The sequence below is a fragment of the Nocardia sp. NPDC055029 genome (assembly GCF_053608525.1).
The window spans coordinates 35,456-57,451 of the sequence record NZ_JBSGVQ010000032.1 but is presented as its reverse complement, the minus strand read 5'-3'; the positions used below and the strand labels follow the sequence as shown (position 1 = coordinate 57,451).

The window sequence follows — 21,996 nt, the reverse complement described above, 5'->3', positions numbered from 1 at the left end:
AGAGGCGTCGAATCACCGTGCGGTCCCTGTTGCCTGAGAGATTGACGGGGAGGTGCTGCTCCTTCGGCGCCCGGACTCTCACGAATCCAGGACTCTCCCGCACGGCGGCGACGCGCCATCAAGTCTAGATGCAGCAAACCCCCGGCCGCGCCACCTGGGGCCCGCCGGGGGTGTAGTGCTCGTCACTACTATCCGGTCTTGCGGTTCTCCCGCACCTTGCGCCGGAAGGACAGTTCGTCCTCGGGCCGGTCGGTGATCTCGGTGGCCCGCTCGGCAGGGAAGTCGGCGATAGCCCCGGTCAGTTCCCGCATGGCGCCGCTGACCGCGATTCCGAAGACGCCCTGCCCGCCCTGCAGTAAATCGACTACCTCCTCGGGCGAGGTGCACTCGTACACCGTGGTCCCGTCGGAGAACAGCGTGATCCCGGCCAGATCCGGCACCCCGCGGCTGCGCAGATGATCGACCGCGATCCGGATGTTCTGTAAAGAGACGCCCGCGTCCAGCAGCCGCTTCACGATCTTGAGGACAAGGATGTCCTTGAACGAGTACAACCGCTGACTGCCCGAACCCGCGGCGCCACGGATCGACGGCACAACCAGCCCGGTGCGGGCCCAGTAGTCGAGTTGACGGTAGGTGATGCCGGCGACCTGACACGCGCTCGGCACCCGATAGCCGACCAGATCGTCCGGAACCGAGTCGTCCGGGAACAAGCCAGGCTGCACCACATCCTGCGATTGCTCTTCCACTGACCACTCCTTGCTCTGCCGACGTTCTCGAATACCGGAGTCACGACGGATGTTGCCCGACTTTCGAGGTTACTCCTGCCATTGTCGGACCTGCACCGTTGTCGCACCAAGCACCGCGCGCGGCGATTCCCTCGACCTCTACTTCAGGTCTAGAAGATCGGGAAGTGAATCAGCTGTCCGTGGCCTTGAAGTCGTCGGGCGAGACCGACTCGAGGAACTCCTTGAACTTCTCGACCTCGTCCTCACGCTCGTCCGGCATCACCAGCCCGGCCTCGGCGAGTACCGGTTCCTCGGCGAAGATCGGGCAGCCGACCCGCAGCGCGATGGCCACCGAATCCGACGGCCGGGCCGAGACCCGCAGATCGCCGTCGAAGACGAGATCTGCGTAGAAGGTGCCCTCCTGCAGATCGACGATCCGCACTTCCTTGAGGGTGTGCCCGAGTTCGGTGATCAGAATCTTGATCAAATCGTGAGTGAGCGGACGGATCGGGGTGACCCCCTCCTGCTCGAGCACGATCGCGGTGGCCTCGGCCTGCCCGATCCAGATCGGCAGGTATCGCTCGCCCTCCGCTTCCCGCAGCAGCAGCACGGGCTGGTTCTGTGGCTGCTCGACACGGATGCCGATTACGCGCATCTCGCTCATGAGTTGTCTGCCTCCCATACTCGCCGCCGACCGGCACGACAGCTGCCCAGCTCGCCGTACCAACGAGTCTAGGCGAATTCCGGTCGGTGCAACGAGGACGTCCGAGCCGAAATCGGCGTGTTGCCGGGGTGATACCCGATCCGGTGGCGGGGTGTGTCAGTTGCCGAGTGCGGCGCGTACGGCCGCTGTCACCAGCGCCGCGTGCAGGTTCAGCGACAGTGCCGCCAGTTCGCGGACGGTCTCCTCGGCGCGGGCGCGCGCGTCGGCGTCGCGGCTCTTGGCGATAGGCGCGGCGATCTGGGCGACGAGGGCGGCCTCGCGGTCGGCGGCCAGTTTGAAGGCGCGCAGATGCCGGGCTTCCAGGCCGAATTCGGCCATCGATTTGGCCGCGTGCGCCAGCGTCACCGCGTCGGATTCGAAGAAGCCGCCCGCGCCGGGGACGATCAGTCCGGCGCGCAGCAGGTCGTCGAGAAATTTGTCGTCGATGCCCGCCTTGGCGAGCAGATCGGCGCGGGTCAGGCGCACCCCGACGTCGACGCGCAGTTCGTCCGGCGTGATCTCGCCGGGGACGACGCCCAGTCTGCGCGGCGGTGCCGGACTGACACCATCGGTGTCCGCGCGCGCGGCGCCGGACAGCGACTGCCCGGCCTCCGCGGCGCTGTGGTGGGAGTGCGCCCTGGCGCGCGCTTCACGCACGCCGAGGGTCGCCGCACCACTGTCGATCGCTTCGAGTTGCTCCTTGATCACCTTGAGCGGCAGGTACTGATCGCGTTGCGCGGTCAGCACGAAACGCAGCCGTTCGTAGTCGGCCACGGAGAACCGCCGGTATCCCGACGGTGTCCGCTCCGGCCGGATCAGGCCCTCGGATTCGAGGAACCGGATCTTGGAGATGGTGATATCAGGAAAATCTGGTCGCAGCAGGTCTAGCACGGAGCCGATCGACATCCCTCCGCGCGCCCACTGCGCCGCCCCTGTCACAGCACTGCGCCCTTCGCGAGCACCAGCACCGTAGGGGTCATCGCGACCCCGCGCCCGACGCCGACTCGTTCGCCTGCGCGCGCGGACCGGTCAGGAAGACCAGCCGGAACTTGCCGATCTGGACCTCGTCGCCGTTCTGCAGCTCCGAGGAGTCCACCGGCTCCCGGTTGACGTAGGTGCCGTTGAGGCTGCCCACATCGACGACCTGGAACGAGTCGTCGTCCTGACGGAACTCCGCGTGCCGACGGCTGACAGTGACATCATCGAGGAAGATGTCACTGTCGGGATGGCGACCGGCCGAGGTGGTCGGCTGATCCAGCAGGAAACGCGAGCCCGCGTTCGGGCCGCGCTTGACCACCAGGAGGGCCGCACCGACCGGCAGGCCCTCGACGCCCTGCACCGGCTGTTCGCCGGTCGGCTCTCCGGAGCGCGACGCGTCGACCTCGTTGAGGAAGTCCGCGCGGAAGACCGACGTCGTCTCGGCCGCGGTCTCCCCGTAACCCGGGTCCCTGTTCTCGCTCACCGTTTCTCTCCTCCTCGAACCTGATTATCCATGCAAGCAGGTGCTGTATTCGGCGACACGACCGGCGCGATCACATCGCCAGGAAAAAGATCCCGGCGTCGATTCCCCGACGTATCCGCTTGGCTTTGACCGTACCCTGCCGGGGCGTACCCGTGCAGGGAGAACTGTGAAGGCTTACTCAGCCCCCGATAACTCCTTGATAACCCGCCGCATCCAGCAGTTCACCGAGGGCGGAATCCAGCGCCGCCTCCTCGTCGAAGGCGAGCTCGAACAGCCAGCCGTCGTCGTACGGATCGGTGTTCAGCGTCTCCGGTTCCTGCACCAGAACTTCGTTCACCGCAACGACTTTCCCGCTCAGTGGAGCGTAGATGTCGGACACGCTCTTGGTCGACTCGACCTCGGCGATGCTCTCGCCGGTGGTCACATCCTTGTCGACCTCGGGCAGCTGGACGAACACGACGTCACCCAGCTGTGACTGGGCGTAGTCGGTGATGCCGACACGAACCGCCGTGGGGCCGGTCCGCCGCACCCATTCGTGCTCTTCGGTGTAGCGCAGATCCTCAGGGGTCCGGGTCACAGGACGTCCTTTCGTCGTCAACGTTGCACGCAACAGTATCGACTAGCTCCCGCGGTGCGGCACAGGCGGTATCGAACGCGCGACCGCGACCGCCAGCCCCACGTAGAGCACCCCTGTCCACACATACAGCGCGGTGCCCCAGATCAGCAGTGCCCAGCCGAAGGCCCAGCCGAAACCTGCCCCTGCCCAATCCATCTCCCCCGTGAGCAGCCACGGCAGGGCCGACATCAGCGCGAAGGTGGCCGCTTTACCGAGGTAGATCACCTCGGGAGCGGGCAGTTCACGGCGCTTGTATACCGACAGGGTCACGGTGAGTATCAGATCGCGACCGATCAGGATCACCGCGATCCACCACGGAATCAGCCCGCGTGCGACGAACGCCACGAGCGTAGTCACGAGGTATAACCGGTCGACGAGCGGATCGAGCAGGGCGCCCAGCCGGGAGGACTGGTCGAGCAACCGAGCGAGTTTGCCGTCGAGGAAATCGGTGAAGCCCTGGGCGATCAACAGCGCGAACGCCCAGCCGTCGGCATGGCGGACCAGCAACAACCACAGGAACACCGGGATGCCGATCAGCCGGATCAGGCTCAGCACATTGGGCACGGTCAGGATGCGATCGCTGAACACGCCACCGGTTGCGGTGTCGTTGGTGCCCGGCGTTCCCGATTCGGTTGCCACGCCCCTGCATACCGCACCGACCCCCGCTCGCGCCATCCGGCCACGCCGAAACTTCCGGCCGCGTTCTGTTGCCCGGCGGTCGCGGTGCCGCTCCGGCGCCGAACCGCTAACCTGGGCACTTGTGTCCGACAGTGGTTTAGATCTGCGTACCTACGTCTCCGCCGAGGACGCGCGCGAACGCGGCCGCGCCGCCAGGGAACGGGTCCCGGTCTCCGCCCGCGACCGGGCGGCCGAGAGCCCGGGCCGGCCGAGCGTGCTCGAGTTCGTCGAGGCGAGCAACCGGGGGCGGATCGAGCGACTGATCCCGTTGCGGATCGGCCGGATGACCGCATCGCCGTTCACCTTCTTCCGCGGCGCCGCCGGGCTGATGGCCGCCGACCTCGCCGCGGGACCGGACAGTGGGCTGCCCGCCCAGATCTGCGGTGACGCCCATGCCGCGAACTTCGGCCTCTACGGCACCCAGCGCGGCGAGATCGTGATGGACATCAACGATTTCGACGAGACCGTCCTCGGTCCGTGGGAATGGGACCTGGAACGGCTCGCCGCCAGCCTCGTGCTGGCCGGGCGCGAGGGCGGCGCCGACGAAGACGACTGCGTGCGCGCCGCGCGCGAGGCCGCCCGCTCCTACCGCCGCACCGTCGCCGAACTCGCGGACATGCCGTTCCTGCAGTCCTGGACCGCGATGCACGACGAGTCGATCCTGACCGAGGCCAAGGCCGAGGACTTGCTCGACGAATTCAAGAAGGCCGCCAAGAAGGCGCGCAAGAACACCAGCGCCAAGGTCGTCGCGAAGTGGACCGCGCACCTCGACGATCACGAGACCGATATCAGCAAGCACCGGTTCGTCAGCGATCCGCCGATCCTCACCCCGGTCGAGGAGCGGGTCGCCGAGGCCGTCATCGACGGGCTCGAGCGCTACGCGGGCACCATCCGCGAGTCCCGGCGCAACCTGCTGGCCCGTTTCGCGGTCTCCGATGTGGCGTTCCGGATCGTCGGCACCGGCAGCGTCGGCCTGCACAGTTATGTGGCGCTGCTGCACGGCAACGACGGCGAGGCGCTGGTGCTGCAGGTCAAGCAGGCGACTCCGTCCGCGCTTGCGCCGTTCCTGCCGCCGGCGGCGCCCCGGCACGAGGGTGAGCGCATCGTGGTCGGGGCGCGCAGCGTGCAGTCCGAGACCGACATCCTGCTCGGCTGGACGACGATCGAGCTCGACGGCTCGATCCCGTTCATCGTGCGCCAGTTCCGCAATCTCAAGGGCAGCATCGACCCGGCCGGGCTCTCGGCCGGCGATCTCGACGACTACGGCAGGCTCGCCGGGGCGTTGCTGGCCAGGGCGCACTCCCGCTCGGTCGACCCGCGCACCCTGGCCGGCTATCTCGAAGCCGACGACGACAAGTTCGACGAGGCGATCGCCCGCTACGCGGTGCGCTACGCCGACCGGACCGAGGCCGATCACGCCGAACTCGTCGCCGCCGTCGCGGCGGGCAAGATCGAGGCCGAGCCGAGCTGAACACCGGCCGTATCCTCCCCGGCAACCGCCGGTCATCGAGCTACGATGTACGCCAACGGTTCTCGGCCCGCGGCGCCAACGACCCAGAAGGGCGGACTCCATGCTCGTGCGCGTGCAGAATGCGGCAGGCACCGATGCCGAGCTGGCACTGATCGATTGGCTGCGCACCTGGAAGGATCCGTCCAGCCCGCACGGCGTCGCCACGATCAACTGCAGCTTGTTCCAGGACGATCGGCTACATCAGTTCGACGCGGTGGTGTGGACGCCGACCAGTTGCGTGGTGATCGAGGCGGAGACCTTCACCGCGCTCCAGGACGGCGTGCTGGAGATCCCGCTCAACGGCCCGTGGATGGTCTCCGGCGAGCTCGCGCGGTTCGCGGGCGCCGAGAAGTCGACGCCGCTGGAGCGCTCCCGTGAGCACACCTTCGCGCTGCAGAACTATCTCGCGGCGCGCGGGCTCGGCCAGCGCGCGGTGCACGGGCTCGGCGTCATCGTGCCGATGCAGGGCGCGCAGATCGACGTGCACCAGGGGTGGAGCGATCCCAGCTTCGACGTGATCGTCACAGACGATCCGCACCGGCTCGAACAGTACTTCGAGATGCTGGCCGCGAAGGAACACAACCTCTGGACCGCCAACGACATCGCCATCGCGTTCCGCGGCCTCGGCATCCTGCCCTATCTGCCCGCACCCCAGGATCTGCTCAACGAGGGCTTCCTCGGCCCGATCGATGTCACCCTGTGGCACGGCGGCCCGACCCAGGCCCAAGCCGAGCAGTACGCCGAGGAACAGGCACAGCTCGAGCGCGAACTGGCGAACCGCGGCCTGGTGGCGCCCTGGTACAGCCCGTGGAAGCTGTATCCGCGGATCGACGGTGATCTCGACTTCGGCCGCGCGTTCCTGCGGATCACGCTCGCGATCGGGATGATCATCGCGATCGTCTGGGTGCTGTGGTTCGTGGTGACCGCGGTGCTCACCTATGGTCCCGCCTGAGCCACCGCTGGTCGTCGCGTCCGTGCTCGAGGAAGTCTCCGCGCGTACCGCCGTCCGCGCGACGGCGATCGGCGCGGGCGCCGCTGTCACGGTCGCGATCCCGCTGACGTTCCCCGCCGACCACGGGCCCACCGACCTCGACTCCGCGGTGGCCGACCCGATCGCCGACACGCTCTCCCCCGGCCTCGCCGAGGTGCTCGTCGCGCCGAGCAGCGGGCCCGTCGTGCTGATCCTGTTGCTCGCGGCATTCAGCTGGTTCGCCCTGCGGCGCGAATGGTGGCGGGCGGTCACCATGCTGGTGGTACCCGAGGTCGCGCTGGCGATCAACACCTGGCTGCTGAAACCGGTGTGGGACAGGCAACTTCACGACTATCTCGCCTATCCGAGCGGGCACACCGTCCATCTCGTCGCTGTCGCAACGACTTTCGCGTGCCTGGTGCCGAACCTGAAGGCACGGATCACGGTCGCGGCGCTCACCGTGCTCGCGCTGGTCTCGATCACGCCCGGCATGGTCGAGCTCGGCTACCACCACCCCACCGATGTGCTCGGTGGGGCGGCGGCCGCCGCGGCCATGGCGATGGGACTGTGCTGGCTCGCTGACCTGGTGCGAGTCAGGACGCGCGGCTAGTTCCTTTCGAAAACGCTGGCGTCGTGCAGCATTTCGGCGCGCAGCATCTTCTCGGGCACGCCCATCGCCTCGACCAGGGTCAGCGCGTCCGGACGCAGCCGGTCGACGAGTTCGTTGACCCCGCGCCGCACCGCCTTGGCCCGTTCCACCGACATGAACCGGTGCATGATGTACCAGGCCGAATTCTCCTCCAGCGAGGCGTACACGTAGAGGTCGCAGACGGTTTCGGCGAGCGCCTTGGCGTCGGGGTCCTCGATGGTGGCGATCCCGTCGACGAATTCCTCGAGCACCAACCGGTCGATATGCGCGGCGCCGGCGGCCAGGATGTGGTCCTGGGCGTTGTTGAACGCCTCGAACGGGCCGGTGTCGGCGGCCCTGGCGCGCAGCCGGTGCGCGGCGGTCCGCAGCAGGTAGTCCTCGCGATCGGCGAACAGCTGCAGCTGCACCGACCGCTTGGACAGGTCGCCGTCGTCGACGCTGTCGTCGCTGCGATCGCGCAGGGTCTGGATCAGCTGGCGGACACCGGATCGTTTGCGCACCACATCGCCGGCCATGGTGGCGGCGAACTTCACCCAGCCGAGGGCATCGAGATCGCGGACCTCGTCGGAGTAGGCGGTGAGCAACTCCTTCGCGACGAGCTGGGTCAAGACGACATTGTCACCTTCGAAGGTGGTGAACACGTCGGTGTCGGCCTTGAGCGTGACGAGGCGGTTCTCGGTGAGATAGCCCGCGCCGCCACAGGCTTCGCGGCATTCCTGGATCGCGCGGGTGGCGTGCCGGGTCTGGGCGACCTTCAGGCCCGCGGCGCGCTTCTCCAGCGCGCGCTGGGAGCCGGATTCGGTGTCCTTGCCGGACTGGATCAGGTCCATCCGCCGCACCAGGTCGTTCTGCGCGAAGGCCAGCGCGAACGACTTGGCCACCAGCGGCAGCAGCCTGCGCTGATGGCTGCGGTAGTCCATCAGCAGGGTCTCCTCCCCGGTGTCGGGATCGGCGAACTGACGCCGCGCCAGCGCGTAGCGCACGGCGATACTCAGCCCGACCCGCGCGCCCGCCGACGCGGCGCCACCGACGCTCACCCGGCCGCGCACCAGCGTGCCGAGCGTGGTGAAGAAGCGCCGGCTCGGGTTGTCGATCTCGGAGGCGTAGGTGCCGTCCGGGTCGACATCGGCGTAGCGGTTGAGCAGGTTCTCCCTGGGCACCCGGACCTGGTCGAAGACGATGCGGCCGTTGTCCACCCCGGGCAGGCCGCCCTTGATGCCGTCGTCGTAGGTGGTCACGCCGGGCAGGTCGGCGCCGCGCTCGTCGCGGATCGGGACCAGCAGGCAGTGCACGCCTTGGTTCTCCCCGCCGGTGATCAGCTGGGCGAACACCGCCGCCATCCGCGCGTGCACGGCCGCGCCGCCGATGTAGTCCTTGCGGGCCGACGGTGTCGGGGTGTGCACCACGAATTCCTGGGTGGCCGGATCGTAGGTGGCGGTGGTCTCGATATTGGCGACGTCGCTGCCGTGTCCCGACTCGGTCATCGCGAAGCAGCCGAGCAGGTCGAGCGAGATCAGTCGCTTGATGTAGTCGCGGTGGCGTTCGGTGCCCAGGTTCTCCACCGCGCCGCCGAACAGTCCCCACTGCACACCGGATTTCACCCACAGCGACAGGTCGGCGTAGGCCAGCATCTCCAGACCGGTGACCGCGCCGCCCGGGTCGCCGGTGCCGCCGTTCTCGGGCCGGAACCCGCGTTCGGCGTAACCCATGGTCGCGATGACCCGCATCTGGTCGAGTACGCGCGCCCTGGCCGCGTGGATGTCGAGTTCCGGGTCGCCGGTGAAGCGGTCGTCGGCGAGCTGGACTCGCGCCTGGTCTCTCACCGCGCGCCACGGTCCGTCCAGCGCTGCGCGGAGATGTTCTGCCGTCGTCGTTGTGCCGGTAGCCATGTCTTCGACCCTAGCCGCGTCGCCGACGGGGTGGCGGCCCGAAACTCACCGACACAGACTCTTGCTCGACGATTGAACAGTCGTTTAGTATATTGAACATGTGTTCAGCCAACAGCCCGTACCGCAAGGACCCTCCCCCGACCTGACCACCGCTGCCCGGATCCGCGATACCGCGATCGACCTGTTCGGAGAGCAGGGTTTCGGTGTCGGCGTCCGGGCGATCGCCGCGGCAGCCGGAGTCTCACCCGGTCTGGTGAATCACCACTTCGGCTCCAAGGACGGCCTGCGCGCCGCCTGCGACGATCGTGTGCTCGAGATCATTCGCGACGAGAAACTGCGGGTCATCCGCTCCACAGGCGCTGCCGGGATGATCACCGCACTGGCCGAGATCGAGATGTACGCCCCCCTGGTGGCCTACATGTTGCGCAGCTTCCAAGCCGGCGGCGCGCTGGCGGAATCCCTGCTGGAGCACATGGTCGCCGACGCGGAGGAATACATGCAGGCCGCCGTCGAGTCGGGCCAGCTCAAGCCGAGCCGCGATCCCGCGGCCCGGGCCAGATACATCGTGCTCTGCCATGTCGGAGCCACCAACCTCTATCTGCAGATGCGAATGCAGCGTGACGGAAAACTCGACTACCGCAAGGCGATCCGGGACCTGTCGGACCTGACCACCTTCCCGGCACTCGAGCTCTACACCCAAGGCATGCTGACCGATTCGACACTGCTCGACAGCCTCATCGAGGAGTAGACGATGCCCTCCCACACCACCGATCGGGTCATCGAAGTCCATGACCTGCGTAAGACTTTCGGCCGCTTCACCGCGCTCGACGGGCTCGACCTGCGGGTCGGCCCCGGCGAGATCCACGGGTTCCTCGGCCCCAACGGCGCAGGCAAGTCCACCACGATCCGAGTGCTGCTCGGCGTGCTGCGCGCCTCCGGCGGCGAGGCGGCGCTGTTCGGCCGCGACCCGTGGACCGATGCGGTCGCCCTGCATCACCGGATCGCTTATGTCCCAGGCGATGTCACGCTGTGGCCGTCGCTGTCGGGCGGCGAGACGATCGACCTGCTTGCCAGGATGCGCGGCGGGCTCGACCAGACGAGGCGCGCCGAACTGATCGAGCGATTCGAGCTCGATCCGACCAAGAAGGCCCGCACCTATTCCAAGGGCAACCGGCAGAAGGTCGCCCTGGTGTCGGCGTTCTCGGCCGACGCGGATCTGCTCATCCTCGACGAGCCGACCTCGGGTCTCGACCCGTTGATGGAGCGGATCTTCCAGGACTGCGTCCGCGAGGCCGCGGCCCGCGGGGCGACCGTGCTGTTGTCGAGCCACATCCTGTCCGAGGTCGAGCACCTGTGTGACCGGGTGACGATCATCCGCGCAGGCCGCACGGTCGAATCCGGCTCGCTGGACCAGCTGCGGCATCTGAGCCGCACCGCGATCACGGCCGAACTGATCGGCGATCCGGGCGATGTCGGCGCGCTTCCCGGTGTCGACGATGTCGAAGTCGACGGCTCCACGCTGCGCTGCCAGGTCGACGCCGAGCACCTCGGCGAGCTGATCCGCGTCCTCGGTGACGCGGGCGTGCGCAGCCTGACCAGCGCACCGCCCACACTCGAGGACCTGTTCCTGCGGCACTACCACGTCGAGAGCGGCGCGGCGGTCGACGGAGAGAAGGTGCGGGCATGACCACCATCGCCGCCACCCCGAGATTCATCGGAATCACCCGCACCGCAAGCGAATTCGCGGGCACCGGGCAGATGCTGCGGCTGTATCTGCGGCGCGACCGGATCATCGCGCCCGCGTGGTCGCTGCTGATCGGGCTGATGCCGGCGCTGCAGGTCGTCTCGGTCAAGGACCTCTATGCCACCCAGCAGCAGCTGGACAGCTTCGCCACGACCACGGCGGCGAGTCCCGCGCTACTGGCCATGTACGGTCCGGTGTTCAATTCCTCGCTCGGGTCCATCGGCACCTGGAAGGCCGGGGCGATGTACGCGATGATCGCGATCGCCGCCGTGCTCACGGTGATCCGGCACACCAGGGTCGAAGAGGAGACCGGGCGCGCGGAACTGGTCGGCGCCACCAGCATCGGCCGTTTCGCCGGTCTCACCGGCGCGCTACTGCTGACCTTCGGCGCCGCGGCGGTGGCCGGAATCGCCTGCGCCGCTTCGCTGATGGCCGCCGACCTGCCCGCGGCAGGCTCGGTGGCGTGGGGCGCGGCGCTGGCCGCCTCCGGGTTCGTCTGGGCCGCGGTGGCCGCGGTCGCCGCCCAGCTGAGCAACGGGGCGCGGATCGCGCGCGGTGTCGCGCTCGGCGCGCTGGGCGCCGCCTTCGCGGTGCGCGCGGTGGGCGACGCCGGAAACGGTGCGCTGTCGTGGTTCTCGCCGCTGGGCTGGTGCCTGCAGATCCGTCCGTACGCCGAGGAACGCTGGTGGGTGCTCGTCCCGCTCGCCGCTGTCGCGATCGGCGCGACTCTGCTCGCCTACCAGCTGCTGCGCACCCGCGACCTCGGTGCGGGCCTGCTCGCCGAACGCCCCGGCCCTGCCGCGGCCGGCCCCGCTCTCTCGGACCCGGTCGGTCTGGCCTGGCGGTTGCAGCGCGGCTCGATGCTCGGCTGGACGGTCGGTTTCGGCCTGTACGGCCTGCTGATCGGTGGCGCGGTGAACAGCATCGGCGGCATGCTCGACGACAGCGGCACCCTGCAGGACGTGGTCACCGCGCTGGGTGGCTCCGACGATCTGGAGAAGTCGTTCATCGCCTACGCCATCACCATGCTGGCGGCGGCCGCGGCCGCGTATTCGGTGTCGTCGGTGCTGCGCCTGCACGAGGAGGAGAACGCGGGTCGTGCCGAGGCGGTGCTGGCGGCGGCGGTGGGCCGGGTGCGGTACGCGGCGAGCCACCTGCTGTTCGCGGTCGTCGGGCCGGCGGTGGCTCTGCTGGTGTCCGGCATCGGGATCGGGATCGTGTGGGGCGCCGTCGATGGCGATGTCGTCGGCAAGCTCGGTCAGTCGCTCGGTGCCGTCGCGGTGCAGCTGCCCGCGGTCTGGGTGGTCACCGCGATCGCCCTGCTGTTGTTCGGCGTGGTGCCGAAGTACGCGTCGCTGGCCTGGGCGGTGTTGAGCGCGATGATCGTGATCGTGCTGCTCGGTTCACTCGGCACGTTCCCGCAGTGGCTGATGGACCTGGTGCCGTTCGTCCACCCGCCCAAGCTGCCCGGCGCGTCCTTCGACATCGTCCCGATCGCCTGGCTTCTCGCCGTCGCGATCGCGGGCACCGTCCTCGGTCTGGCGGCCTTCCGACGCCGCGACCTACGCTGAGGGAACCGGGCCGGCGCGCGGTTGCCGCGTCGGCCCCCTCGGCTAGTAGGCGCCGTCCCCGCGTGTGACGACACCGATGGTCCGCGCGATCAGCGCGACATCGAGCACCATGGACCAATTCTCGACATAGGACAGATCCAGGCGCACCGAATCCTCCAGCGACAGATCGGACCGCCCGCTGACCTGCCACAACCCGGTGAGCCCCGGCTTCACCAGCAAGCGCCTGCGCATCTCGCCGTCATAACTGTCGACTTCACGCTGCACCTGGGGCCGTGGCCCCACCACGCTCATCTCGCCGCGCAGCACATTGCAGAACTGCGGCAGCTCGTCGAGGCTGTACTTGCGCAGGAACCGCCCGACCGGCGTCACCCGCGGATCATCCTTGACCTTGAAGAACACCGGGTTGCCACCGTGCTGCTCGATCAGATCGTCGACCACGGTGTCGGCATCGAGGCGCATGCTGCGGAACTTGATCATCCGGAACGGCACACCGTCGCGGCCGATGCGCTCGGACAGATAGAACACCGGCCCCGGGCTGGTCGCCTTCACCGCTATCGCGATGGCTACCAGGACCGGCGCGCTGAGGACCAGCACCGCCGCGGCGAAACAGAAGTCGAACAGCGCCTTGCGACTGGACTTCGCCCGGCCGTATCGCGGCCGATCGATGTGCAACATCGGCATCCCCGCGACGATGCGGTGCGTCAGCCGCACGCCCGCGATGTCGACCACACCGGGCGCCACGATCAGATCGACCCCGAGCGGATCCAATTCCCACGCCATGCGACGCAATTCGGCCGGGCCGAGATGATCGGTGGCCGCCACGGCGACCGACTCCGCCGCGCTGCGCCGCACCGCGTCGAGCACCGAGCGGTCGTCGCCGAGCACCGACGGCCCGCCGTGCCTCTCGAATCGCCCGTCGCCCGAGCCCGCGGGGACACACACCCCCACCACGCGATAGCCGGAGCCGGGATCATCGGTGAACGCGGTGGCCATCGCGTGGGCGGCCTCGGGCGAACCGACGACGAGCACCGCGGTGTGACACCGGCCCTCGGCCCGCCAGTGCCGCAGCCGCGCCCGCCAGGCCAGTCGGCCTGCGATGAGAGCGAGCAGGCCCGCGGGCAGCGCGATAGCGAGATACCCGCGCGCGACCTCGATCCGGAAGAGCAGCGCGAGGATCGCGAGGACGCCGAACAAGCGCAGGGTCGCCGAGACCAGCCTGCGGAATTCCTCGCTGCCGGTGCCGATCACCTGGGGGGCGCGGGTGCCATAACCGTGCAGCAGGGCCAGCCAGCCCGCCGCCAGCGCCAAGGTCACCACCGAGTAGCCGACCTCGTAGGACAGCGGCCAGGCCAGCGGCGGCGCGGCCGGGCCACCGAAGCGGATGGCCTGCGCGGCAACGACGGCGCCGAGCACCGCGACGACGTCGGTGGCGACCAGCCGCTGCGCGAACGCCGCCTGCCAGCTCTCACGCCGCGTACGGCCAAGCGCCTGTACCGCGGTGGCGACCTCGACTTCGCCGCCGCCGGTGAGCTCGAAGCTCATGAACCCACACCTCACTTCGGGAAACGCACCGTTTCCCGAACCCCGTTGATCCGAACGCGGCCGCAATGACCGTCCTACTTCCCCACGATTCGATGCCCGCCCGCTGATTGTTACAGACCATTTGCTGGTGGTCGCACCGAAATATCAGCGGCACAACGGGTTCCGAGAGTTAGCCAGATAACACCAGCGGCCGCCCAGCAGGCAAGCGCAGACTCATGGCTATTCGATATGAATGCAGGACAATCACTTTCCCGAGTGGGTGACATCATACTGCGACGAGCAATGGTCGCCGACGCCAGCAGATAGCCGACCTGGCGAAATCCTGACCGACTTCGAAACATATCACGAATCAATATCGGTCCCAGAGGTTTCAAGTCCCGCCCGCGCGGCGTCTGGCTGTAACGTCTCGGACCGCCGGACCGACTTTCGGCATGTCCGGCATCGGCCGTGACAGTTTTCGCGATCGTGTAAAAGGTGAGGCCCTGCGTGCAATGTCGACTCTGTGATTCCGATCGGCTCACGAGTGTGCTCGACCTGGGTGCCACCCCGCCGTGTGAGAGTTTCCTCGACCGCGACCAGCTCGATCTGCCGGAATCGACGTTTCCCCTGCATCTGCGACTGTGCGAGGACTGCCTGCTGTTGCAGATCCCGGCGCTGATCACCCCCGAGGACACCTTCACCGAGTACGCGTACTTCTCCTCGTACTCCGAGAGCTGGGTACGCCACGCCGAGCGGTTCGTCGACACCGCCGCCGAGCGTCTCGGGCTCGGCGCCGATTCGTTCGTCGTCGAGGTGGCCAGCAACGACGGCTACCTGCTGCGTCACGTGATGGCGCGCGGCATCCGCTGCCTTGGCATCGAACCGTCGGTCAATGTCGGCAGGGCGGCGCGGGCGGCCGGTGTGCCCACCGAAACGACGTTCCTGGACGAGGAGTCGGCCGCGCGGGTGCGCGCCGAGCACGGGCCCGCCGACCTGGTGGTCGCCAACAATGTCTACGCCCACATCCCCGATCTGCGCGGATTCACCCGTGCGCTGCGGGGGTTGCTCAGCGATGACGGCTGGCTGAGCATCGAGGTGCACCACGCGCTGAATCTGGTCCAGCTCGGCCAGTTCGACACCGTGTACCACGAGCACTTCCAGTACTACACCGTGCATTCCGCGCAGCGCGCGCTGGCGGTGGGCGGACTGACCGTCGTCGACGTGGAGCTGCTCGACACCCACGGCGGTTCGATCCGGCTGTGGGCGCGCCCCGACGCGGTCGCGGAGCCCGCAGCGCGGGTCTCGGAAGTGCTCGAGCTGGAACGGGCGGCGGGCCTGCATGTTCCCGAGGGTTACGCCGCGCTGGGACCGCGCGCGGAATCGGTGCGCCTGGAACTGCTGCGCTTCCTGCTCGATTGCCGGGCGGCGGGCAAGCGGGTCGTCGGGTACGGCGCCCCGGGTAAGGGCAACACTCTGCTCAACTACTGCGGTATCCGGCCCGACCTGCTCGAGTACACCGTGGACCGCAACCCCTACAAGCACGGCCGCTACACCCCCGGCACCCGCATCCCGATCCATCCGCCGGAACGCATCGATGCCGACCGCCCGGATGTGGTGCTGGTGCTGCCCTGGAATCTCGAAGCCGAGATCACCGCCCAGCTGCGCCATGTCGGCGACTGGGGTGGCGAACTGGTCTATCCGCTGCCGGTGCTGCACCGCGGCGACATTCTCGGCGACCCGGTGGTAGCCGGTGCCATGGAAACGAAGGTGAACCGATGAAGGTCGTGTTGTTCTGCGGCGGTTACGGCATGCGCATGCGCGGCGGGTCCGAGGACGTCGTGCCCAAGCCGATGCAGCTGGTCGGCCCGCGCCCGCTGCTATGGCACGTGATGCGCTACTACGCGCATTACGGCCACAAGGAGTTCATCCTGTGCCTCGGCTACGGCGCGGAGCACATCAAGAACTTCTTCCTCACGTATCAGGAGTCTGCGTCCAACGATTTCGTGATCCGTAACGGGCAGGTGGAGTTGCTCGGCAGCGATATCGGCGATTGGTCGATCACCTTCGTCGACACCGGTGTCGAGTCGGCGATCGGCGAGCGTTTGCGCCGGGTGCGCGATCACCTCGACGGTGACGAGTACTTCCTGGCCAACTACGCCGACGTCCTCACCGATGCGCCGCTGGACACGATGATCGAGACGTTCCACGCCTCGGGTGCGGCGGCATCGATGATGGTGGTGCCGCCGCAGTCCTCGTTCCACTGCGTGGACATCACGCCCGCGGGCGAGGTCAAGGAGATCATGCCGGTGGCGCAGATGCCGCTGTGGGAAAACGGTGGCTACTTCGTCCTGAGCCAGGAGATCTTCGAGCTGCTGCCACCGGGCGGTGATCTGGTCGCCGACGTGTGCGGCGCCCTGGCCGGGCAGGGCAGACTGTTCGGCTACCGGCATCTCGGCTTCTGGAAGCCGGCCGATACGTTCAAGGAGCGCGCCGAACTCGACGACGCCTACCGCAACGGCTCGCGGCCGTGGATGGTGTGGGAGCAGGAGTGATCGGGTTGTTCAGCCGCCCGCCGCGCCGGATCGCGGTGCTCGGCGCACACTGCGACGACATCGCGATCGGCATGGGCGCGACCCTGCTCGCGCTCACCGGCGCCGACCCGGAGGTGGAGGTCAGGGCGCTGGTGCTCTCGGGTGCGGGCACCGCGCGCGAGGACGAGGAACGGGCGGCGCTGACCGCGTTCTGCTCCGGCACGAAACCGGAGCTCGAGGTACTCGATATTCCCGACGGCCGCGCGCCTGCCCACTGGGACCGGATCAAGGACGCGCTGGCCGGCTTCCGGCGCAGCGGCGAGCCGGAGGTGGTGTTCGCGCCGCACCGCGGTGACGCCCACCAGGACCATCGGCTGCTGGCGGAGCTGGTACCCACCGAGTTCCGTGACCACCTGATCCTGGGCTACGAGATCCTCAAGTGGGAGACCGACACCCCCACCCCGACGCTGTACCACCCGCTCACAACCGAACTCGCGCAGCAGAAGTCGCGGTTGCTGCACGAGCACTATCCGTCGCAGACGGGCCGTGACTGGTTCGACGAGCAGGCCTTCCTCGGTCTGGCCCGGATGCGTGGCGTGCAGTGCCACGCGCCCTATGCCGAGGCGTTCGTGCTCGACAAGGCGATCATCAGATGGGAACAGACGTGAACATGCGGGTACTGGTCACCGGGCACCAGGGTTATCTCGGCACCGTGATGGTGCCGGTGCTGCGGGCGGCGGGCCACGAGGTCACCGGTTTGGACATCGGTTACTTCGCCGATTGCCTGCTCGGCGAGTTCGCCGGTGACCCCACGGGATTGGCGGTCGATCTGCGCGAGGTCACCGTCGAGCAGTTGCGCGGTTTCGACGCGGTGATCCACCTGGCCGCGCTGTCGAACGATCCGCTGGGCGCGCTGGCTCCCGAGATCACCTACGACATCAACCATCACGCGTCGGTGCGGCTGGCCCGCCTCGCCAAGGAGGCCGGGGTGCGCCGCTTCCTCTACGCCTCGACCTGCTCGGTGTACGGCGCCGCGGGTGCCGAACTGGTCACCGAGGACGCGCCGTTGCGCCCGATCACCCCCTACGCGCAGAGCAAGGTGCGTGTCGAGGACGATGTCGCCGCGCTGGCCGATGCCGATTTCACCCCGGTATTTCTGCGCAACGCAACGGCTTTCGGCTTCTCCCCGCGGCTGCGCGCCGATATCGTGCTCAACAATCTGGTCGGCTACGCGGTACTCACCGGTGAGGTGAAGGTGCTCTCCGACGGCACGCCGTGGCGCCCGCTGGTGCATGCCGAGGATATCGCGATCGCCTTCGCCACCTGCCTGACCGCGCCCGCCGCCGACATCTCCTGCCGCGCGTTCAATATCGGCACCGAGGTCAACAATCTGACCGTCGCCGAGATCGCCGCCGCGGTGGTGGACGCGGTGCCGGGTTCGCGACTGCTGATCACCGGCGAGAGCGGCGCCGATCCGCGCTCGTATCGTGTCGATTTCTCTTCCGCGCGTGAGGTTCTCGGTTTCGAGGCGCGCTGGACGGTGCCGGCGGGCGCCGAGGAGCTGTTCTCCGAGTACACCGCGCGCGGGCTCACCTCCGACGCGTTCTTCCACCGGTTCACCCGGTTGCCACATCTGCAGGGGCTCTGCGACGCGGGTGAACTCGACGCGCGGCTGCGCCGGATCAGTGCGCCGGCGCCAGCGTAGCGCGCAGCTGCGCCCAGCTGCCCGCCTGCGCGTCGCGCGCCGAGACGATGCCGGCGGGCAGGGGCCAGTCGATGGCCAGGTCGGGGTCGTCGTAGGCGACCCCGAGGTCCTCGGCCGGGTCGTGCGGGCGGTCGATGCGGTAGCAGACGTCGGCGACCTCGGTGAGCGCCTGGAATCCGTGCAGGAACCCGGGCGGCACGTACAGGTGGTGGAAGTGCTCGTCGTCGAGCCGGAACCCTTGGCGGGCACCGAAAGTCGGCGAGCCGGGCCGGATGTCGACGAGCACGTCGTGCACCGCGCCGCGTGCGCAGCGCACCAGCTTCGCCTCCCCGCGGCCACCACGTCCGTGCATGCCGCGAATCACTCCGCGCCTGGATCGCGACTGCGAGTCCTGCACGAATGCCGCGGCGGCGCCCTCTCTCCCGAAGTGGGCGTCGAATTCCCCGGCGTCGAAGGTCCGGGTGAACAGACCACGCTCGTCTCGGAACGGCTCGGGAACGAGCACCACCACGTCGGCCAGCTCGGCCCGCTCGATACGCACGAGGACATCCTGCCATGACTCGCCGGTGCCGCGGCTGCGGAAATTCCGCGCTCACTACCGTCCTCGACCTGGGTACGGTCCCCGCGGCCGATCATTTCCCACCGCACGACAGCCCCGTCGATCCGGCGGAGACCGGCCATCCGCTGCGGATGGACCAGTGCGTGGGGTGTGGGCTGGCTCAGCTGGCCGACGACGACACCGTCACCGCCGAACCGCGCGGCATCGAACCGCAGGCGTTGCGCGATCAGGCGGCGGCTGCCGTGCGCCTGGTGCACGCGGCCGGTCTGCTGCACGGGTCGACGGTGGCCGAGTTCGGCAGCCCGCACGGCGGCACCTGGCTCCCGTTGCTCACCGAGCACGGCTTCACCGAGCAGACCGAGGGTGCGGCGGAGGTGGTGCTCGATTGTTTCGGCATCATGCACGAGCCCGATCAGCGGGCCGCGTTCGCCGCGCGCGCCGCCGCGACGGCCCCGGACGGTGTGCTGCTGGTGCAGTACCATTCGCTGGCCGCCATTGTCGGGCAGGGGCAGTGGAATGCGTTGCGGCACGGGCATTTCGCGTACTACTCCCTGGCGACGCTGCAAGCTCTGCTGCGCGCGGCGGGGATGAGTGTGGTGACCGCGTGGGAGTTCGAACTCTACGGCGGCACTGTGCTCCTGGCGGCCCGCCACGGTGAGCATGCCGCCGATCCGGCTGTCGAGCGGGTGTCGGCGGCCGAAGCCCAGGTGCTCGAAGGGTCGACGCCTGCCCTGCAGCAGGTCGTCGACAAGCACGTTCACGCACTGCGTGAATGGCTGGAAATCGCTGCCGCACAAGGCACTCGGGTGTACGCCTATGGCGCCGCGTCCCGCGCCGTTGCCCTGCTGTCCATGGCGGGCGCGCGACGTGGCCTGCTCGCCGGTGTCGCCGACGCTTCCCCCGCCAAACAGGGCTGCCGGATGCCCGGCACCGATGTGCCCATCATCTCCCCCGCCGCACTCGTCGCCGCCGACCCCGGCGCCGTCCTGCTGACCTTGCCCGATCTGCTCACCGAAGTGCGCAGCCTGCTCCCCGAGCTCGAGGGCCGCTGGTTCGTCGACGACCCGGCCGGGCCGACGGCACCTACCTACGGCAAGGCCTTCTCCCGCTGATACTCGCCGAGCAGCACATCGACCATGCGAGGCAGAGTGCGGGACCGGTCGTGACGGGTAGCGATATGCGCGCGCCCTGCTTCCCGGAGCCGCGCCCGCAGCTGCGGATCGTGCACGAGCCGGCGCAACGCCCCGCCCAGCGCGACCGGATCATCGGGGGCCACGCACAGCGCGACATCGTCGGTGACATTGCCGCCATGGTCGGTGGCCACCACGGGAACACCCAGGCTCATCGCCTCGAGCACCACCAGCGGACCCGCTTCCGGCAGCACACTCGCCGACACCAGCACATCCCATCCGCGCACCGTCACCAGCGGGTCGACGTGCCCGAGGAAGCGAACCCGGCCCGCCAGATCGGGGCGAGCAGCCCGCTCCCGCAGTTCGGCCAGATACGGTTCGTCCCCCGGCAGGGCGGTACCCGCGATCTCGATACCGACCTCGGGCAGTTCGGCAGCGGCGGCCAGCAGCACGTGATGGCCTTTCCACGCCGTGATCACGCCGAGAATGCCGATCACCGGCGGCCTGCGCTCCACGATCGGGGCGGCCTCGACCGGCCACTTCACCCCCAGCCACGCGACATCCACCTCGAATCCCAGCGCCCGCACCGGCGCGGCCGCACGCTCGGAGACCGCGACGGCCCGGCCGACGGCCCGACGCCCCATCCTGGCGACCACGAATTGCCTTCGGCTGGCCAGAATGTCGTGCACCAGCCAGACCGTCGACCGGCGGCGCGGCACCGACAGGGCCACCGCGGGCAGGGCCATGGTCGAGTTGACCACCAGCTCGACCCGGCCGCCACGCGACACCTTCCGCAGCACGATCGCGGCCTGTAACCACCGCCACAGCATGACCAGTGCGGCCAGGACGCGCGCCGCTCCCCGCTGACCGGTCAATCCGAGTTCCCGAATCGGGAGGTGACCGACCGAGTCGGGCAGCCGGGCACTGAGCGGGCCCGTCGGGCAGACCACCCGCACCCGGTACCCACGCGCCACAGCCACTTCGATGACATCGAGCATGACCTTCTCGGCGCCGGACGCCTGCGCGGTGTGAGCGACGAACACCAACTCATGTACCCCGCTATCGACCGGCACGCAGCACCTCCGCATGGGTGCGCAGCACGGTCACGGCCGGCTTTTCGGTGTAGTCACGCCGCAGCATCCCGAAGTTCTGTTCGAGGTCGTTGCCGTCGGGACCGGCATCGACCAGGGAGTAGACGAACACCGGTCCGACATCGTGGATCGCGGTAACCAGACCGAGTCCCTGATCGATGATCCTGGCCTGCACGTCCTCGCTCACGGCCCGCGCACCGGTTCCGGTCGGCGCACCGAACTCGGTGGGCCACAACTGCATGGTGGTGTCGTGGTGGGAGTCCATGATCCGCCGGATCCGCATCAGGTTCCCGAACGCGTTGTACCAGCTCTGCGAGTCCGGCAGCTCGGGATAGGAGTACGGGTGCACGGCGATCGCGTCGAAGTCGGCGTCGGCGCCGAGTTCGTAGAGGTCCTCGACGAACGACGTCGGCGAGATGTCCTGGCCGTTGTCGGCCGCGGGCGCCAACCCGCCGACGAGGACCTGACCGTGCGGCTGCCGCGCGCGCACCGCCTGGGCGGCCTGGCGCAGCAGATGGGCGTAGGTGGCGACATCTGGGCGCGGCGCGAAGAACGCCGTGACGTTGGGTTCGTTCCAGATCTCCCAGTGTGCGATCTGGTTCTTGTAGTGCTCGACGGCATCACCGACGAACCTGCCGAACAACACCGGTTGCGGGGCGGCTTTGCTGCCGCCCACACCTCCGTGGGGTCCGGCCCAGGCCGGTGCGTAGGTGAGGATCGCCAGCACCGACAGATCGTGTGCCCGTGCCGCCCGCACCGCGCGGTCGGTCGCCGACCAATCCTGTTTTCCGCGAACGGGTTCGATCACCGACCAGTCGATATCGATGCGGACCCAGGTGGCGCCGGTCGCGGCGACCAGACCCATCTGCCGATCCAGTTCCTCGGCGCTGAGCTGGAGCCAGGAGTGGCCGCCGGAGATTCCCAGACCTGATCGGATCACAG

The 21,996-nt window shown here is 68.5% G+C and carries 22 protein-coding genes and 1 riboswitch; of the genes, 11 read left to right on the top strand and 11 right to left on the bottom strand.

The annotated features are described in order from the left end of the window. Positions 1-10: 10 nt before the first annotated feature. Positions 11-110: riboswitch (glycine riboswitch) on the bottom strand. A gap of 78 nt (positions 111-188) precedes the next feature. From ACWF9G_RS24770 to ACWF9G_RS24745, 6 genes are all read right to left on the bottom strand, one after another. After that, positions 189-746 (bottom strand): MerR family transcriptional regulator, encoded by a 558-nt coding sequence (locus ACWF9G_RS24770; RefSeq protein ID WP_189034281.1) that lies wholly within the window; start codon positions 744-746, stop codon positions 189-191. A 169-nt stretch (positions 747-915) separates the two neighbouring features. Next, complete coding sequence (locus ACWF9G_RS24765; RefSeq protein ID WP_379033723.1) at positions 916-1,389, bottom strand: bifunctional nuclease family protein; 474 nt, start codon at positions 1,387-1,389, stop codon at positions 916-918. Positions 1,390-1,545: 156 nt separating this feature from the next. Next, a complete protein-coding gene (ftsR, locus tag ACWF9G_RS24760; protein ID WP_379310827.1) occupies positions 1,546-2,334 on the bottom strand; it encodes a transcriptional regulator FtsR in 789 nt (262 codons plus the stop codon). 70 nt (positions 2,335-2,404) lie between these two features. Beyond that, positions 2,405-2,890 (bottom strand): oxoglutarate dehydrogenase inhibitor Odhl, encoded by a 486-nt coding sequence (gene odhI, locus ACWF9G_RS24755; RefSeq protein WP_110041099.1) that lies wholly within the window; start codon positions 2,888-2,890, stop codon positions 2,405-2,407. A gap of 178 nt (positions 2,891-3,068) precedes the next feature. Then, on the bottom strand, positions 3,069-3,467 hold the full coding sequence (gene gcvH, locus ACWF9G_RS24750) for a glycine cleavage system protein GcvH (RefSeq protein ID WP_379308096.1): 399 nt from the start codon (positions 3,465-3,467) through the stop codon (positions 3,069-3,071). Between the two features lie 42 nt (positions 3,468-3,509). Next, positions 3,510-4,145 carry a CDP-alcohol phosphatidyltransferase family protein gene (locus ACWF9G_RS24745; protein ID WP_378853041.1) on the bottom strand — a complete coding sequence of 212 codons (636 nt, stop codon included), beginning with the start codon at positions 4,143-4,145 and terminating at the stop codon, positions 3,510-3,512. Between the two features lie 121 nt (positions 4,146-4,266). On the opposite strand from ACWF9G_RS24745, the gene ACWF9G_RS24740 reads away from it, so the two are divergent. From ACWF9G_RS24740 to ACWF9G_RS24730, 3 genes are all read left to right on the top strand, one after another. After that, complete coding sequence (locus tag ACWF9G_RS24740) at positions 4,267-5,655, top strand: DUF2252 domain-containing protein (RefSeq protein WP_452518201.1); 1,389 nt, start codon at positions 4,267-4,269, stop codon at positions 5,653-5,655. Between the two features lie 112 nt (positions 5,656-5,767). Further along, the gene (locus ACWF9G_RS24735) at positions 5,768-6,646 is read left to right on the top strand and encodes a nuclease-related domain-containing protein (RefSeq protein WP_452518199.1); all 879 of its coding nucleotides are present in this window, start codon (positions 5,768-5,770) and stop codon (positions 6,644-6,646) included. After that, positions 6,633-7,274, top strand: coding sequence for a phosphatase PAP2 family protein (locus ACWF9G_RS24730; RefSeq protein ID WP_452518197.1), 642 nt, complete (start codon positions 6,633-6,635; stop codon positions 7,272-7,274). Before ACWF9G_RS24735 ends, ACWF9G_RS24730 begins: the two co-directional genes overlap by 14 nt. Here ACWF9G_RS24730 and ACWF9G_RS24725 read toward each other — a convergent pair. Continuing rightward, positions 7,271-9,202 (bottom strand): acyl-CoA dehydrogenase family protein, encoded by a 1,932-nt coding sequence (locus ACWF9G_RS24725; RefSeq protein WP_452518196.1) that lies wholly within the window; start codon positions 9,200-9,202, stop codon positions 7,271-7,273. The two genes, ACWF9G_RS24730 and ACWF9G_RS24725, sit on opposite strands and share 4 nt — an antisense overlap. Positions 9,203-9,302: 100 nt before the next feature. On the opposite strand from ACWF9G_RS24725, the gene ACWF9G_RS24720 reads away from it, so the two are divergent. Genes ACWF9G_RS24720 through ACWF9G_RS24710 form a run of 3 tightly spaced genes read left to right on the top strand, consistent with a single transcriptional unit; the run spans position 9,303 to position 12,517 of the window. Further along, the gene (locus ACWF9G_RS24720; protein WP_379308101.1) at positions 9,303-9,950 is read left to right on the top strand and encodes a TetR/AcrR family transcriptional regulator; all 648 of its coding nucleotides are present in this window, start codon (positions 9,303-9,305) and stop codon (positions 9,948-9,950) included. Positions 9,951-9,953: 3 nt separating this feature from the next. Continuing rightward, the gene (locus ACWF9G_RS24715) at positions 9,954-10,889 is read left to right on the top strand and encodes an ABC transporter ATP-binding protein (protein WP_379308102.1); all 936 of its coding nucleotides are present in this window, start codon (positions 9,954-9,956) and stop codon (positions 10,887-10,889) included. Next, positions 10,886-12,517, top strand: a complete 1,632-nt coding sequence (locus tag ACWF9G_RS24710; RefSeq protein WP_452518195.1) for an ABC transporter permease — start codon at positions 10,886-10,888, stop codon at positions 12,515-12,517. Before ACWF9G_RS24715 ends, ACWF9G_RS24710 begins: the two co-directional genes overlap by 4 nt. 42 nt (positions 12,518-12,559) lie before the next feature. Here the strand turns inward: ACWF9G_RS24710 and ACWF9G_RS24705 are convergent, their stop codons facing one another. Beyond that, positions 12,560-14,059, bottom strand: coding sequence for a sugar transferase (locus ACWF9G_RS24705; protein ID WP_379308104.1), 1,500 nt, complete (start codon positions 14,057-14,059; stop codon positions 12,560-12,562). Between the two features lie 486 nt (positions 14,060-14,545). On the opposite strand from ACWF9G_RS24705, the gene ACWF9G_RS24700 reads away from it, so the two are divergent. Genes ACWF9G_RS24700 through ACWF9G_RS24685 form a run of 4 tightly spaced genes read left to right on the top strand, consistent with a single transcriptional unit; the run spans position 14,546 to position 18,274 of the window. Further along, positions 14,546-15,817 (top strand): methyltransferase domain-containing protein, encoded by a 1,272-nt coding sequence (locus tag ACWF9G_RS24700; RefSeq protein ID WP_452518193.1) that lies wholly within the window; start codon positions 14,546-14,548, stop codon positions 15,815-15,817. Then, positions 15,814-16,590 carry a glucose-1-phosphate cytidylyltransferase gene (locus ACWF9G_RS24695; RefSeq protein ID WP_452518191.1) on the top strand — a complete coding sequence of 259 codons (777 nt, stop codon included), beginning with the start codon at positions 15,814-15,816 and terminating at the stop codon, positions 16,588-16,590. The genes ACWF9G_RS24700 and ACWF9G_RS24695 overlap by 4 nt, the downstream gene beginning before the upstream one ends. Beyond that, a complete protein-coding gene (locus ACWF9G_RS24690; RefSeq protein WP_452518190.1) occupies positions 16,587-17,237 on the top strand; it encodes a PIG-L deacetylase family protein in 651 nt (216 codons plus the stop codon). The genes ACWF9G_RS24695 and ACWF9G_RS24690 overlap by 4 nt, the downstream gene beginning before the upstream one ends. 2 nt (positions 17,238-17,239) lie before the next feature. Continuing rightward, positions 17,240-18,274, top strand: coding sequence for an NAD-dependent epimerase/dehydratase family protein (locus ACWF9G_RS24685; RefSeq protein ID WP_452518238.1), 1,035 nt, complete (start codon positions 17,240-17,242; stop codon positions 18,272-18,274). On the opposite strand, the gene rfbC is transcribed toward ACWF9G_RS24685, so the two are convergent. Beyond that, the gene (gene rfbC, locus ACWF9G_RS24680) at positions 18,252-18,815 is read right to left on the bottom strand and encodes a dTDP-4-dehydrorhamnose 3,5-epimerase (RefSeq protein WP_379308108.1); all 564 of its coding nucleotides are present in this window, start codon (positions 18,813-18,815) and stop codon (positions 18,252-18,254) included. The genes ACWF9G_RS24685 and rfbC overlap by 23 nt on opposite strands. Before the next feature lie 14 nt (positions 18,816-18,829). Here rfbC and ACWF9G_RS24675 point away from each other — a divergent pair, with 14 nt between their 5' ends. Continuing rightward, on the top strand, positions 18,830-19,945 hold the full coding sequence (locus tag ACWF9G_RS24675; RefSeq protein WP_452518189.1) for a class I SAM-dependent methyltransferase: 1,116 nt from the start codon (positions 18,830-18,832) through the stop codon (positions 19,943-19,945). Here the strand turns inward: ACWF9G_RS24675 and ACWF9G_RS24670 are convergent. Continuing rightward, positions 19,921-21,006, bottom strand: coding sequence for a glycosyltransferase family 4 protein (locus ACWF9G_RS24670; protein ID WP_452518236.1), 1,086 nt, complete (start codon positions 21,004-21,006; stop codon positions 19,921-19,923). The genes ACWF9G_RS24675 and ACWF9G_RS24670 overlap by 25 nt on opposite strands. 16 nt (positions 21,007-21,022) lie before the next feature. Beyond that, positions 21,023-21,994: a beta-xylosidase gene (locus ACWF9G_RS24665; protein ID WP_452518188.1), complete on the bottom strand. Its 972-nt coding sequence runs from the start codon at positions 21,992-21,994 to the stop codon at positions 21,023-21,025. Positions 21,995-21,996 lie beyond the last annotated feature (2 nt).